The sequence below is a fragment of the Sinomonas gamaensis genome, from assembly GCF_005876955.1.
GTDB lineage: Bacteria > Actinomycetota > Actinomycetes > Actinomycetales > Micrococcaceae > Sinomonas > Sinomonas gamaensis.
The window spans coordinates 91,058-104,661 of the sequence record NZ_SSCL01000001.1 but is presented as its reverse complement, the minus strand read 5'-3'; the positions used below and the strand labels follow the sequence as shown (position 1 = coordinate 104,661).

Below are 13,604 nucleotides of genomic sequence, written 5' to 3'. Positions count from 1 at the left end.
TCGGTCAGCGCCACGTCCCCACGCCGATGACGGGACCGGCCTCAAGCCACGAGGCGAGGCCGGCATAGGCGCGGAAGTCCATGGCGAAACGGACAGGGCTCCCCTGGTGGGTGAGCTCCACGATGACGACGTCGGCCTGAACCTTGGGCCGCTCGGCTTCCGTGGGCTTGCGTCGCCCTTGAAGCACAAGTGCGCTGCGCGTGAAGCGGCGCTTGGGAAGAGGACTCAGGGAGAGAAGGTCGAACCACTCGAGTTCCGTGTCCTGATAACGGCAAACCCCCATCCGCCATGCCCCGGAGGACAGGCTGATGGAGGCATCGACGGTGCCGAGGGTGCGCCGCAGAACGAAACGGCGCACCCCCAGGGCACAGAGCAGCCCTGCAAGGAGCAGGAAGACCGCTGCCAGGACGATGAACGGAAGAGCAGAATCGTCCATCAACGAGGGCTAACGGGTCCCCGCGACTGACTCGCTGATCTGGGCGTTGTCGGCAACAATCACCACGCGGTTGCTGTCCACCGAGAAGAACCCGCCGTCCGCATCCACCGCAATCCGCTCGCCGGACAGCGGCTGGATCTCGATGCGGCCCTCGTGGAGGACCGCGAGAACCGGCGTGTGGCCGGGAAGGATCCCGATCTCGCCGTTGGCCGTGCGAGCCTTCACCATCTTCGCGCCGCCGGACCACACGAAGTGGTCCGCCGCCACGATCTCGACTTCGAGTTCAGCCATGCTACTTCGTCGATTCCTGGATCTTGGCCCAGTTGCGCTCGACGTCGTCCATCGCGCCGACGTTGAAGAACGCCTGCTCGGCGATGTGGTCGACCTCGCCGTCGCAGATGGCCTTGAAGCCCTCGATCGTGTCCTTGATGGAGACGGTCGAGCCCTCAACACCGGTGAACTGCTTCGCGGTGTAGGTGTTCTGCGAGAGGAACTGCTGGATGCGGCGGGCGCGGGCCACGACGATCTTGTCCTCTTCGGAGAGCTCGTCGACGCCGAGGATCGCGATGATGTCCTGCAGCTCCTTGTTCTTCTGGAGGATCTGCTTGACGCGCACGGCCGTGTCGTAGTGGTCCTTGCCGATGTACTGCGGATCAAGGATGCGCGACGTGGACGTCAGCGGGTCGACGGCCGGGTAGAGGCCGCGCGAGGCGATCTCACGCGAGAGCTCGGTCGTCGCGTCGAGGTGCGCGAACGTGGTGGCCGGGGCCGGGTCGGTGTAGTCGTCAGCAGGAACGTAGATCGCCTGCATGGACGTGATCGAGTGGCCACGGGTCGAGGTGATGCGCTCCTGGAGAACGCCCATCTCGTCCGCGAGGTTCGGCTGGTAGCCAACGGCAGACGGCATGCGGCCGAGCAGCGTGGACACCTCGGAACCCGCCTGCGTGAAGCGGAAGATGTTGTCGATGAACAGGAGCACGTCCTGGTTCTGGACATCGCGGAAGTACTCCGCCATCGTCAGAGCCGAGAGGGCCACGCGGAGACGCGTTCCCGGCGGCTCGTCCATCTGGCCGAACACGAGGGCCGTGTCCTTGAGGACGCCGGCTTCGTCCATCTCGACCCAGAGGTCGTTGCCCTCGCGGGTGCGCTCGCCAACACCGGCGAACACCGAGGTACCGCCGAAGTTGCGGGCAACGCGGGTGATCATCTCCTGGATGAGGACCGTCTTGCCCACGCCTGCCCCGCCGAACAGGCCGATCTTGCCGCCCTTGATGTACGGGGTGAGGAGGTCGATGACCTTGATGCCGGTCTCGAGCATCTCCGTCGAGCCCTCGAGCTGGGCGAAGGACGGGGCCTTGCGGTGGATAGGCCAGTGGTCGGAGGCCTGGATCTCCGACTCGTCGACGTCGAGCGGCTTGCCGAGGACGTTGAAGATGTGGCCCTTGACGCCGTCGCCGACGGGAACCGAGATCGGCGCGCCGGTGTCCTGGACCTTCGTGCCGCGGACCAGGCCGTCAGTGGCCTGAAGCGAAATGGCGCGGACGAGGTTGTCGCCAAGGTGCTGGGCGGTCTCGAACGTGATCGTGCGGGTCTTGCCGTCGAGAGTGATCTCGGTGGTCAGCGCGTTGTACATCTCCGGGATCGAGTCCGCCGGGAACTCGACGTCAACCACCGGACCGATCACTCGGGCGATACGGCCCGTCGCGCCGGCGGTGGCAACCGCTTCGGGGGCAGTGGCAGTCATGTCTCTCACTTCTCCAGTTAGGCGTGTAGTCAGTCTATTCAGTCGGCCGAAGCTCGGATCGGCCTCAGGCGTTCAGCGCGTCAGCACCGGCGATGATCTCGGTGAGCTCCTGCGTGATCTCCGCCTGACGGGCGGTGTTGCGCAGTCGCGTGTACTTCCGGATCAGCTCCGTGGCGTTGTCGCCGGCGTTCTTCATGGCGCGCTGGCGGGAAGCCAGCTCGCTGGCGGCCGAGTCGAGCATGGCCGCGAAGATCCGCGACTCGATGTAGCGGGGCAGCAGCGCGTCGAGCACCTGCTCCGGCTCGGGCTCGAACTCGTAGAGCGGCAGGATCTCGCTGGCCTCGGAGGCCTTCTCCTCGACAACCTCGAGAGGAAGCAGCCGGATGACCCTCGCCTCCTGCACGACCATCGACCGGAAGGCCGTGTAGACCACATGGATCTCGTCGACGCCGCCCTCGTCGTACGGAGCGCTGAACGCCTCGAGGAGAACGTTGCGGATCTCCTGTGCACGCGAGAATTCCGGGTTGTCCGTCTGGCCGGTCCAGACCTGAGCGTACTCCCGGTTCCGGAAGTCGAAGTAGGCCTGGCCCTTGCGGCCGACGATGTACGTCGCGACTTCCTTGCCCTCCCCACGGAGAAGCTCGGTGAGCGCCTCGGCCCGCTTGAGGACGGTTGCCGAGAAGGCACCGGCCTGGCCGCGGTCTGCAGTCAGGACCAGTACCGCCGCGCGGCGGACGTGCTCCCGCTCGGTGGTGAGGGGGTGGTCGAACTCCGTCGTCGAAGCGACAGCCGAGACGGCCCGGGTGATGGCGCGGGCGTAAGGCAGGGAGGCGGCGAGACGGGCACGCGCCTTGCCGATGCGCGAGGTGGCAATCAGCTCCATCGCCTTGAACATCTTGCGCATCGACGACGTCGAGGCGATCTTCTGGCGGTAGACCCGAATCTGGGCACCCATGGTTGTCCTTTCCTCTCCATCGCTGCCCCGCGGGGCCGCGCTCCGGTCTGTCCCGGCTCACGGCCCCACGCGGGCACCGACTGGAATCAGCGCGTCTGCTTGACGATTCGTTCCTGGTCGACTTCGCCCTCGGCGAGAGCCTGGAACTCCTCGTGGCCGGCAGCGACGAGCTTGTCGTCGCCCTCGCCGAAGAAGCCCTGCTTGAAGTCAGCGACGGCGGTCTTGAGCGCCTCGACCGTGTCGTCCTCCAGGACGTTGGTCTGGGCCAGCGTCGTGAGGATGGACGTACGGTGCTTGAGGTACTCGAGGAACTCGCCCTCGAACCGGCGAACGTCCTCAACGGGGACGTCGTCGAGGTGACCGTTGGTGCCTGCCCAGATCGACACGACCTGCTCTTCGACCGGGTACGGCGAGTACTGGCCCTGCTTGAGCAGCTCCATGAGGCGCGCGCCACGGGTGAGCTGCTGGCGCGACGCCGCGTCGAGGTCCGAAGCGAACATCGCGAAGGCCTGCATATCGCGGTACTGCGCGAGGTCGAGCTTCAACGTGCCCGAGACCTTCTTCATCGACTTGACCTGGGCGGCACCGCCGACGCGGGAGACCGAGATGCCGACGTCGACCGCGGGACGCTGGTTGGCGTTGAAGAGGTCGGACTGCAGGAAGATCTGGCCGTCCGTGATCGAGATCACGTTGGTCGGGATGTAGGCCGACACGTCGTTCGCCTTGGTCTCGATGATCGGCAGACCGGTCATCGAGCCGGCACCCAGCTCATCCGAGAGCTTGGCGCAGCGCTCGAGCAGGCGGGAGTGCAAGTAGAAGACGTCACCCGGGTAGGCCTCGCGTCCCGGCGGACGGCGGAGGAGGAGAGACACGGCGCGGTAGGCCTCAGCCTGCTTCGACAGGTCGTCGAAGATGATGAGGACGTGCTTGCCGCCGTACATCCAGTGCTGACCGATGGCCGAACCGGCGTAGGGAGCGAGGTACTTGAACCCGGCGGGGTCGGACGCAGGCGAGGCCACGATCGTGGTGTACTCGAGCGCGCCGTGGTCCTCGAGGGTCTGCCGGACGGCAGCGATCGTCGAAGCCTTCTGGCCGATGGCGACGTAGACGCAGCGGACCTGCTTCGTGGCGTCGCCCGAAGCCCAGTTCGCCTTCTGGTTGATGATCGTGTCCACCGCGATGGCCGTCTTGCCCGTCTGGCGGTCACCGATGATGAGCTGGCGCTGGCCGCGGCCGATCGGGATCATGGCGTCGATCGCCTTGAGGCCGGTCTGCATGGGCTCGTGCACCGACTTGCGCTGCGTCACGCCCGGAGCCTGGAGCTCAAGCGCACGCGTGCTCTCTGCCGCGATGGGGCCGAGGTCGTCGATCGGCTGGCCCAGCGGGTCGACCACGCGGCCGAGGAAGGCGTCGCCCACGGGCACGGAGAGGATCTGGCCGGTGCGGTGCACCTCCTGGCCCTCCTCGATGCCGGCGAACTCGCCGAGGATGATCACGCCGATTTCGCGGACGTCGAGGTTCTGGGCGAGGCCCAGGACGCCGTTCTCGAAGCGAAGCAGCTCGTTGGCCATGACCGAGGGAAGGCCCTCGACACGCGCGATGCCATCGGCGGCCTGGATGACGGTGCCGACCTCGACACGCTCGGCCGTTCCGGGTTCGTAGGACGCCGCGAACTCGTTCAGTGCATCGCGGACGTCGTCGGCATTGATGGTCAATTCGGCCATCTGCAGTCCCTGCTCTCTACATCTCGTGGTCATCATCGGTGCAGTACTGGCTGTGATGACCGTGTTGTCTGGTTCGAAGTGTGCTGTGGCGCCTCAGCCGGCCTGGCCGGCCAGCTGGCGGCGCAGTTCGGTGAGCCGTGCCAGCGTCGAGGCATCGAGGACCTCGTCGCCGACCGTGACGCGGACGCCTCCCAGCAGCTGGGGGTCGACCGTCGTCGTGATCTTGAGCTCGCGGCCGTAGAGCCGGTTGAGTCCCATCTGAAGCCGGTCGAGCTGGCCGTCGCTCAGAGGCCGCGCAACCGCCACCTCGGCGATCCACCGCTGCTGGCGCTTGGCCGCAAGCGCCGCAAAGCGCTTGACCAGCTCAGTGGCCTTCAGGCCACGGGGCTCGGCGACGGCCTGGCCGATCAGCAGGCGCGCCTCCTCCGACGCACCCGGTGAGAGGCGGAGCGCGAGGGCCCGCTTCGCTTCCGGGCTCGCCTGGGGCTCACTCAGCGCGGCCTGAAGCTCGTGGCTGTCCTCGACGTTGCGGTTGAACGAGAACAGATCGTTCTCGAGCCGCTCGAGGCCTCCGAGCCCGGACTGGCCGCTCCGCTGCTCCGCGACGGCGATGGCCACAGTCGCTGCCAGGGTCTCGAGTGCATCGCTGATGTCCCGGGCATCCGCCCAGCGCAGCTCGGCCAGACGCGATGCGATCTCGATCGCATCGCTCGAGGCCTTGCCCGCGAGGAGCCGCCGAACCAGAGCGGACTTGTCCGCGCTCTCGCGGGACGGGTCGGTCATCGCCCGGCGGAGGCCGGGTGATGCGACGACGATCCGCAGGATGCCGAAGAGCTCATCCGCCAGCGACAGCGAGGCTGTGGGCAGCTTGGTCTCCAGGTCCGCCAGCGCGCTCGCCAGCGATTCGCTCGATACTCCTGCCATTACTTCGCCGCACCTGCGTTCTGGGCTTCCAGGTCCGCGAGGAAGCGGTCGACCACACGGCTTGCGCGCGCGTCGTCGTCCAGGGACTCGCCGACGATGCGGCCGGCGAGCGTCGTCGCCATCGAGCCGACCTCGGTGCGCAGGGAGACGAGGGCCTGCTGGCGCTCCGCCTCGATCTGCGCGTGGGCCTGCTCGGTGATCCGGGCCGCCTCTGCGGCAGCGCGCTCCTTGAGCTCGGCAAGGATCTGGGCACCCTCGGCGCGCGCCTCCTCGCGGATGCGGTTGGCCTCCGTGCGGGCTTCGACGAGCTGCTGCTTGTACTCTTCGAGAGCAGCGGATGCCTCGGCCTGAGCCTTCTCCGCCTTGGCAATGCCACCCTCGATCGCCTCAGCGCGTGCGGCGAAGGTCTTCTCGAACGCCGGCACGACGAACTTGACCACGATGAAGAGCAGGATGGCGAAGCCGACGGCGGTGACGAGCACCTCCCACCAGTTCGGCGCGAGCGGGCTGGCGCTCTCGGTGGCGGCTTGCACCACAAACTGATGCATCTTGTCCACCCCTCCTATCTACTGAAGTAGCTTGTTCTCGCCTCGGTCGGTCCGGCTCAGCGGAGGACGAACGCGAACACGAGGCCGAGGATGGCGAGCGCCTCGGTCAGGGCCAGGCCGAGGAACGCGAGCGGCTGGAGAACGCGCTGCGCCTCCGGCTGGCGGGCAACGCCGTTGATGTAGGCCGCGAAGACGAGACCAACACCGATGGCACCGCCGATGGCGGAGAGACCGTAGCCGATGAGGTTGATGCTGCCGTTGATCGTGCCGTTCATTTTCTTCCTTTCAATCGCCCGCAGGCAGGTTGATGGGTTGGGTGCCCCCTCCGGGGAGGGGAATTCTCAGTGGGCGTCGGCCGCGACCGCGCCCTGGATGTAGATCGCGGTCAGAAGCGTGAAGACGTACGCCTGGAGGACCATGATCAGGGCCTCGAGCATGTACATGGCGACGGCGAAGACCAGCACGAACACGCTCAGGCCCTTGAGGACCACGTTCTCCTGCTCGACGAGGAACGCGATGCCGGAGCCCGCGAGGGCAACGACCAAGTGGCCGGCCAGCATGGTCGCGAAGAGACGGAGGCTGTGCGTCATCGGGCGGACGATGAAGTTCGAGATGATCTCGATCGGCACGACGATCGGCATGATGTACCACGGGACACCCGAGGGCACGACCGCGAGCTTGAGGTAGCGGAGGCCGAAGCGCTTGAGGCCCACGCCGATCCAGATGACGTAGACGAGGCCGGCGAGGAAGTAGGCGCCGCCGACGTGCGACATCGTCGGCAGCTGGAAGAGCGGGACCGCGCCGTAGATGTTGTTCACGAGGATGAAGAAGAACAGCGCGAACAGCAGCGGGACGAACGTCATGAAGTCGCGGCCGCCGATGACGTCCTTGCCGATGCCGTTGCGCACGAAGCCGTAGAGCTGCTCGCCGAGGAACTGCAGCTTGCCGGGGACCATGCTCTGCTTGCGCGAGGCCGCGATGAAGAACCACGCGATGAAGACGACGGAGAGCACGACCAACAGCATCTGCTTGTTGAAGCCCTCGTCGGCGCCCCACGGCAGGATCGCCGGGAGATGCAGATCTTCGAGTGTGGGAGGTGTGAAAGTGCCGCTGTTGTCAGCAGCCGGAAGCGTGAGCGGGGTCAACGCATTTCCTCTCTTGCAGTGTCCTTCGTCGGGCAGGTGCCGGGGCGAGTGGCTTCGACCCCCACATGTGAAATTGTCGGTAGCTCCATCAGCGGCCGCTCTCCCCCTCGGCGTCGTCGTCGCGGGGGTTGGCCTTCCCTTGGTCGCGCTGCTGCGTGAAGAGTCCGTGCTTGCCCGCGAGGTACAGGCCGCCAGCAATCCCCAGCAGGGCTCCAACAAGCACGATCCAGCGGGTTTTCAGGAGAGTGTCCAGCCCCCACCCTATCAAACTCCAGACAATGATCCCGCCAATGATGTAGCTGAAGACAGCCATCCCGGCGTTGTATCCGCCGTCCGATTCCGGGCGGGGATCCGAGGGCTTCTGCGGCCTGTCGCGCTCAGCCACGGGGACCCTCCTCAGGGTCATTGAAGATCTGCAGGCGGACGCGGCTGAAGCCCCAGAGCTCAACGGCCTGCCATACGACGACCTCGGCGATTCCGGTGCCGCCGAACCAGGGCGGGTTGATCCACGCCGGCGTTCCGATCCAGAGGAGCAGCGCAGCGAATCCCACGATCTTCACGAGGTAGACGACAGCGAACATGCCGATGGCGCCAGCGGGATTCCGCCGGCCGACCAGATGGCCGACCACCAGGCTGATGGCAAAGAAGGCAATGACGACGACGGCGGAGAACAGGACGCTTCCGGCGGCGGCGAGGTCAGTGGTTGCCCAGGCGACGATCGCCAGGATGACCGCCACGGCGGCGGTCACGGCGGTGCAGAGCCAAGCCAGTCGGAGCCACAGGGAGGAAAAGCTGACGCCTGCGGATCCGGCTGGGCGGCCGGGGCGTGCAGGCGTGCTGTTCATGTCAGGCCGTTCGTCGGCGGCCCCCGTCGAGGTGCGTGCTCGAAGCGGTGCCCGCGTGAGTGATGGGTGCGGTCAATATTCTACATGAGATAGAAGATGTCAGCTGACGCGTGGGCCGCCCAGCCCGCCCGCCGTCGTCGTCCGCCACTGGGCTGCCGTCACACCGCCCTGTGCCACGATCCACCCCGCACCGCACAACCCGAGCGAAAGCCAGTACCACCCCTGATCGGACCACGTCGGAGAGCCCACCACGAGGAGCACGATCGCGAACGCGACCACCTTCATGAGCACGTCGGCAACGAGGGTGCGGCGCCGGAAGGGCAGGGCCGGCGCCGCCACATGGAGGATGACGACGGCGGCCCCGGCGCACAGCGTGACGACGGCGAGCGCGAGGAACGTCGAATAGAGCAGGGGCACTCCCCCGTTCGCGAGCCCCGTGAAGCCGAGGAAGGTCGCGATGGCGACGCTGGCCGCGAAAGGCACGGTCATCCGGCGGACCCACGGCGTTGACCTCAGCCAGACGCGGCGCACCGGACTGCTGGCGACATTCTCGCGGACCCACGGGTGCATGGTGAGGAAGCCGACTGCCGGGAGCACGATCACGTTGAACACCGTCACGGGCGCCCAGTGGACGAACGCGTAGGCGACCCCGCCGAAGGCCACGAACGCCGTCCAGACGTACATGACCGCGACCGCCTGACGGTGCGTGTACCCGAGGTCGAGGAGCTTGTGGTGCACGTGCTCGCGGTCCGGGGAGAACGGGGATCGGCCGCTGGCTGTCCGCCTCAGGACGGCGAGGATGAGGTCGAGGAACGGCAGCAGCATGACGACGATCGGCAGCACGACGGGGACGAAGGTGGGGATGCCCTCGGCGCGGTCGTACAGGCCGGATCCGATCTGGCCGGTGGCGACCACCGCGCCCGTCGCCATGACGAGCCCGAGCAGCATCGAGCCGGAATCTCCCATGAAGATCTTCGCAGGGTGCGCGTTGTGCGGCAGGAATCCGAGGCAGATGCCGACGAGCAGGGCCATGAGGAGGGTGGCGAGATCCGTGTAGTTGGGCAGGAGCGCGTTGCGATGCACCCAGTACGCGGTGAGGAAGAATGCGAGGCCGCCGATCGCGGCGACGCCCGCAGCGAGTCCGTCGAGCCCGTCCACGAAGTTGATTGCGTTGACGGTCAGTACGATGAGGAACATCGTCAGGCCGATCTGGAGCCATTCCTGCGTGATCGGGAGCGAACCGAGCGGGAGGAACGTCACCCGGGGACCCCAGACAGCAACGATGGCAGCCGCGATGAGCTGGCCTGCGAGCTTGACCCAGCTGTTGAGGTCCACGATGTCGTCAATGACACCCACCCCGACGATGAACACCGCTCCCGCGAGCACGGCCCAGGTCTGCGGGGTGTCGAAGAAGATCGAGCGGATCCACACTGTCTGGGACGCGGCGTAGAACGCCGCGGCGAAGCCCGCCAGCATCGCCAGGCCTCCGAGGCGAGGGACCGACCGGGTGTGGACGTCGCGTTCGCGCACCGGGGAGACGATCCCCAGCCGCAGGGCCACGACACGGACGACTCCGGTCGCGGCGTACGTGACGATGGCGGCCAGCATGGCCACGAGGACATAGATGAACATGGGTCAGCCGGCGGCCTTCTCGGCTGAGGCGCCTTCCACGGCAAGGGGCTGCTCGGTGAAAGCCGTACGGTAGCCTGTCCGCCGCACCCGCGTCGGCACGAGCCGGTAGGCGCCACGGACCAGGACGTTCCGGAGGAAGCGGCTCGGCCCGGTGTACCCCGCCTTGAGCATCTGCCGTTGGAGGCGGAGCTCCGCCCGCAGCATGCGGGCGCCGCCGCGACGTGCATAGGCTCCGTCGCTCACCCGGTACAGGACCAGGACGTCGGGAACATTCGCTCCCCGGCTCCCCGCGTGGAGCATCCTCGCCCAGAGCCAGTAGTCCTCCATGTCAGGCACCCCTCGGTACCCTCCCGCAGCCCGCACGGCCGACGCGCGGTACATGACGCTGGGGTGGTTGAACGGGGTCCGGAAGTGCAGCTGGGCCATGATCTCGCGGTGCGTGACCGGCACGGGCCGGCTGGCGAGCCGGGCCGACTCGTCATCGCCGATCTCGGCGATGGCCGAGCCCACGATGTCGTAGCCCTCGCCGAGGAGCGCCAGCTGCCGCTCGAAGCGCTCGGGCAGGGCGACGTCGTCGGCATCCATCCTCGCAACCACGTCGTGCCGGCAGTTCTCGAGCCCGAGGTCCAGGGCGTCGGCAAGGCCGACCCCCGCCGGTAGCCGCACGACATCCGCCGGGAAGCGCTCGTCTCGCTCGGCCTCCTCGAGGACCCGCTCGATCTCGTCCCCCACCGGGCCGTCGCGCACGATGACGAGCTGCGACGGCGGAAGGGTCTGGTCCAGCGTCACGGACGCGATGGCCCGGCGCACGCGCGACGCCGAGTCGCCCTGATAGACGGGAAGCAGCACGGAGAAGGCTGGGCGGTCGCTCCCCTCGCGTTGGGGGGGGGGGGGGGGGGCGGGGGGGCACCCGGGCGCGGGCGGGGCGGCCCGGGGGGGGGCCGGGAGGCCCCCCGGGTGGGCCCGCACCGGCCCGCGGGGGGGCCCCCGGGCGGCGGGGCCGCCGCAACGGGGGGCAGGCCGTCGACGCCTGCGAGCACCACGTCGTTGGGGCGCGGGGCGCGGGCGATGGCTTCGCGCAAGCCCGCCAATCCCGCCTTCAGCACGATGCCCGGACGAGCGCTGCTGCGGATCATGACCCCCCAGCGCCGCAGCGTCGCGGCGCCGTAGAGGATCTTCTCCACGGGTGAGAGCGCCGGGGAGCGAAAGAACGTCCAGATCTTGTTGCGCACCTCGAAGCGGAATCGCTCGCCGACGTCGACCGTGTGCGAATCGAACGCCTTGGTGTGGTGCTCCACTACGGAGTCGAGGCTCGCCAGCGCAAGTCGCCGGCGGGCGAGGCGCGCCGTGAACTCGAAATCGTCGTTCCAGAGGAAGAAGTCCGCGACGGGGAGGCCGAGGTCCCGCACGGCCGCGGCGTCCACGAAGAGCGAGACGAACGATGCGGAACGGACGACGCGGGCGCGGTGCGCGGCGGCGAGCTCGCGATCCGCGCGCGGAGCGTCCCAGCGGTCCCGCATGGTGTTCATAGGGTGGTCGCGCCCGTCGCTCCAGACGACTCGGCTCGCGATGAAGGCGGGCTTGTCCGCCAGCGGGCAGGCGTTCCACAGCCGAACGGCTTCCGCGAGGGTCCCCGCGAGGGGCACGGTGTCGTCGTCCATCACCCAGATGAGGTCAGGATCGTGGCGGTCGAGCGCGGCCGCCATTCCCACCGTGAAACCGCCCGCACCGCCCGTGTTCTGGGCAAGCCGAACCAGTTCATAGTCGAACGGAAGCTCGACGGTGGCGAGATACTCGGCGGAACCGTCCGTCGAGGCGTTGTCCACGACCACCAGGGCGTCCGGACGCCGGTCGCCAGCGGCGAGCGCGGCGAGCGAGCGCTCAAGCAGCTCGCGTCGGTTGTAGCTGACGACGACGGCGACCACCCGAGGCGCGCGGCCCTCAGTCACGCGGCTGCTCCGCCGCCGCCCCCTGGACCTGCTCCCCCGCTGCTGCTCCCTCGGCTTCCGCCACCACGGCACTCTCGGGCTCCACCTGCTCAGGCTCCGCCTGCTCGGACTGCGCCTGCTCGGGCTCCTCGCCCACGCCCAGGATCTCGGGCACTACCTCTCGCAGCGCCTCGAGGCTCAGACCGCCCTGCCGGACCACGCGGAGTCGATCGCCGGTGCAGTCCACGATCGTCGACGGCACCCCGGCCTCGCTGCCGGAGCCCTGGACGGGGCGCACCCCGTCGTCGAGGTACACCTCGACCGACTCCGCGAGCTGGTCGCGGGCGTCCTCGGCGGTCTGGGCCGCGGGACGGCCGGTGCGATTCGCAGAGGACACGGCGAGCGGACCGGTGATCGTCAGAAGCGACTGCGCGACCTCGTCGTCGGGGATGCGCAGCGCAACGGTCCCGTAGGTGTCGCCGAGGTCCCAGGTGAGGGAGGGCTGGGCATGGAAGATGAGGGTGAGCGGTCCTGGCCAGAACTTCTCGGCAAGCCGCCGCCCGGCCTCGGGAATCTCGGTGGCGAGGCCATCCATCGTCTGCAGCCGCGGGATGAGGACGGGCGGGGGCATCGAGCGGCCGCGGCCCTTTGCCGCGAGCAGAGTCGCCACGGCCTGCGCCGAGAACGCGTCGGCCGCGATGCCGTAGACGGTGTCCGTCGGCATCACGACGCACTGCTTGGCAGCGATCGCCCGCTGCGCGTGGGCGAGGCCCTCGGCTCGCCGTTCCCGGTCCATGCAGTTGTAGGTCGTGGTCGTCACGGCCTCAATTCTTCCACGCGGAAGGCCTCGGTCCGGACAGCCGTGGTGGCACGGGGCAGTCCATTGAGGTCCCTGTGCGAGGCGACCCCCGTCCATTCGGGGGCGGCCCGGAGGCGTGCGGCGAGGGATTCGGCCTGCACTTCGGCGTGTTCCATCGCGAAGAACCCGCCAGGCCGCAGCAGCCGGGCCGCGGACGCGATCGCGGCGAGGGGGACCTCCAGCCCATCGTCTCCGCCGCCGTAGAGCGCCAGGTCCGGGTCATGTTCTGCTGCTTCCGGCTCTCGCGGCACCATGCCCGCCGGAATATAGGGAGGGTTGCTCACCACGACGTCAACCGTGCCGTCCAGCTCCGGGAATGCGGTCCTGAGGTCGCCGAGGACGAGCTCAACACGCCCACCGACCTCGGGAAGCGCCACGTTGCGCGCGGCCCAGGCGTGGGCGAACTCGGAGAGCTCGACGGCGTGAACCCGACTCGTCGGGCATTCCGCGGCGACCGAGGCGGCAATGGCGCCCGACCCCGTGCCGAGGTCGACGACTTCGGGAGCACCGAGAGGTGGGTCCTGGGCAGCAATCCAGTCGAGGACCAGCGTCACGAGCATCTCGGTCTCGGGCCGTGGAACGAACACGCCAGGGCCAACACTCAGAGAAAGGTGGCGGAAATGGGCTGTTCCCGTGAGGTGCTGGAGCGGCACGCGCTTGGCCCGCTCCTCCACCAAGTCCCAGAAGGAGTCCCAGAAGCCGTCGGGGACCGCTGCCCCGGTGATCGCGAGCGCACGGAGGCGCCCGAGCCCACAGCCGATGAGATGCTCCGCGAGCAGTTCGGCGTCCGCCCGCGGGCTCGGCACCCCAGCCTCGGCGAGCACCGCCGTCGCCCGTCTGAGTGCGGCGGCGAGATCGCTCACG

The 13,604-nt window shown here is 68.2% G+C and carries 16 protein-coding genes; all 16 read right to left on the bottom strand.

Annotated features, from left to right (window positions below; genetic code table 11):
* Nucleotides 1-4: 4 nt before the first annotated feature.
* The 16 genes from E5679_RS00500 to prmC all read right to left on the bottom strand — a co-directional run bounded on the left by E5679_RS00500 (nt 5) and on the right by prmC (nt 13,603).
* The gene (locus tag E5679_RS00500) at nt 5-436 is read right to left on the bottom strand and encodes a DUF2550 domain-containing protein (protein ID WP_138413150.1); all 432 of its coding nucleotides are present in this window, start codon (nt 434-436) and stop codon (nt 5-7) included.
* Nucleotides 437-445: 9 nt separating this feature from the next.
* Nucleotides 446-727, bottom strand: a complete 282-nt coding sequence (locus E5679_RS00495) for a F0F1 ATP synthase subunit epsilon (RefSeq protein ID WP_138413149.1) — start codon at nt 725-727, stop codon at nt 446-448.
* A 1-nt stretch (nt 728) separates the two neighbouring features.
* Entirely contained in the window at nt 729-2,180 is a 1,452-nt protein-coding gene (gene atpD / locus E5679_RS00490) for a F0F1 ATP synthase subunit beta (RefSeq protein ID WP_138413148.1), read from the bottom strand.
* A 64-nt stretch (nt 2,181-2,244) separates the two neighbouring features.
* Nucleotides 2,245-3,135 carry a F0F1 ATP synthase subunit gamma gene (locus E5679_RS00485; protein ID WP_138413147.1) on the bottom strand — a complete coding sequence of 297 codons (891 nt, stop codon included), beginning with the start codon at nt 3,133-3,135 and terminating at the stop codon, nt 2,245-2,247.
* Between the two features lie 86 nt (nt 3,136-3,221).
* Nucleotides 3,222-4,859 carry a F0F1 ATP synthase subunit alpha gene (atpA, locus tag E5679_RS00480; RefSeq protein WP_138413146.1) on the bottom strand — a complete coding sequence of 546 codons (1,638 nt, stop codon included), beginning with the start codon at nt 4,857-4,859 and terminating at the stop codon, nt 3,222-3,224.
* Nucleotides 4,860-4,952: 93 nt separating this feature from the next.
* Nucleotides 4,953-5,783 carry a F0F1 ATP synthase subunit delta gene (locus E5679_RS00475; protein WP_138413145.1) on the bottom strand — a complete coding sequence of 277 codons (831 nt, stop codon included), beginning with the start codon at nt 5,781-5,783 and terminating at the stop codon, nt 4,953-4,955.
* Nucleotides 5,783-6,331 carry a F0F1 ATP synthase subunit B gene (locus E5679_RS00470; protein ID WP_138413488.1) on the bottom strand — a complete coding sequence of 183 codons (549 nt, stop codon included), beginning with the start codon at nt 6,329-6,331 and terminating at the stop codon, nt 5,783-5,785. The genes E5679_RS00475 and E5679_RS00470 overlap by 1 nt, the downstream gene beginning before the upstream one ends.
* Nucleotides 6,332-6,387: 56 nt before the next feature.
* Nucleotides 6,388-6,606 carry an ATP synthase F0 subunit C gene (gene atpE / locus E5679_RS00465; RefSeq protein WP_138413144.1) on the bottom strand — a complete coding sequence of 73 codons (219 nt, stop codon included), beginning with the start codon at nt 6,604-6,606 and terminating at the stop codon, nt 6,388-6,390.
* A gap of 66 nt (nt 6,607-6,672) precedes the next feature.
* Nucleotides 6,673-7,476 (bottom strand): F0F1 ATP synthase subunit A, encoded by an 804-nt coding sequence (atpB, locus tag E5679_RS00460; RefSeq protein WP_138413143.1) that lies wholly within the window; start codon nt 7,474-7,476, stop codon nt 6,673-6,675.
* A gap of 88 nt (nt 7,477-7,564) precedes the next feature.
* On the bottom strand, nt 7,565-7,861 hold the full coding sequence (locus E5679_RS00455; protein ID WP_138413142.1) for an AtpZ/AtpI family protein: 297 nt from the start codon (nt 7,859-7,861) through the stop codon (nt 7,565-7,567).
* Nucleotides 7,854-8,321, bottom strand: a complete 468-nt coding sequence (locus E5679_RS00450) for a hypothetical protein (protein ID WP_138413141.1) — start codon at nt 8,319-8,321, stop codon at nt 7,854-7,856. The genes E5679_RS00455 and E5679_RS00450 overlap by 8 nt, the downstream gene beginning before the upstream one ends.
* 99 nt (nt 8,322-8,420) lie before the next feature.
* Nucleotides 8,421-9,953, bottom strand: a complete 1,533-nt coding sequence (locus E5679_RS00445) for an MraY family glycosyltransferase (RefSeq protein WP_138413140.1) — start codon at nt 9,951-9,953, stop codon at nt 8,421-8,423.
* A 3-nt stretch (nt 9,954-9,956) separates the two neighbouring features.
* Nucleotides 9,957-10,802 carry a glycosyltransferase gene (locus E5679_RS00440; protein ID WP_171042181.1) on the bottom strand — a complete coding sequence of 282 codons (846 nt, stop codon included), beginning with the start codon at nt 10,800-10,802 and terminating at the stop codon, nt 9,957-9,959.
* Nucleotides 10,739-11,902, bottom strand: coding sequence for a glycosyltransferase (locus E5679_RS00435; RefSeq protein ID WP_138413138.1), 1,164 nt, complete (start codon nt 11,900-11,902; stop codon nt 10,739-10,741). Before E5679_RS00435 ends, E5679_RS00440 begins: the two co-directional genes overlap by 64 nt.
* The gene (locus tag E5679_RS00430) at nt 11,895-12,677 is read right to left on the bottom strand and encodes an L-threonylcarbamoyladenylate synthase (RefSeq protein WP_249335892.1); all 783 of its coding nucleotides are present in this window, start codon (nt 12,675-12,677) and stop codon (nt 11,895-11,897) included. The genes E5679_RS00435 and E5679_RS00430 overlap by 8 nt, the downstream gene beginning before the upstream one ends.
* A gap of 20 nt (nt 12,678-12,697) precedes the next feature.
* Entirely contained in the window at nt 12,698-13,603 is a 906-nt protein-coding gene (gene prmC, locus E5679_RS00425) for a peptide chain release factor N(5)-glutamine methyltransferase (protein ID WP_138413136.1), read from the bottom strand.
* Nucleotide 13,604: the final 1 nt, after the last annotated feature.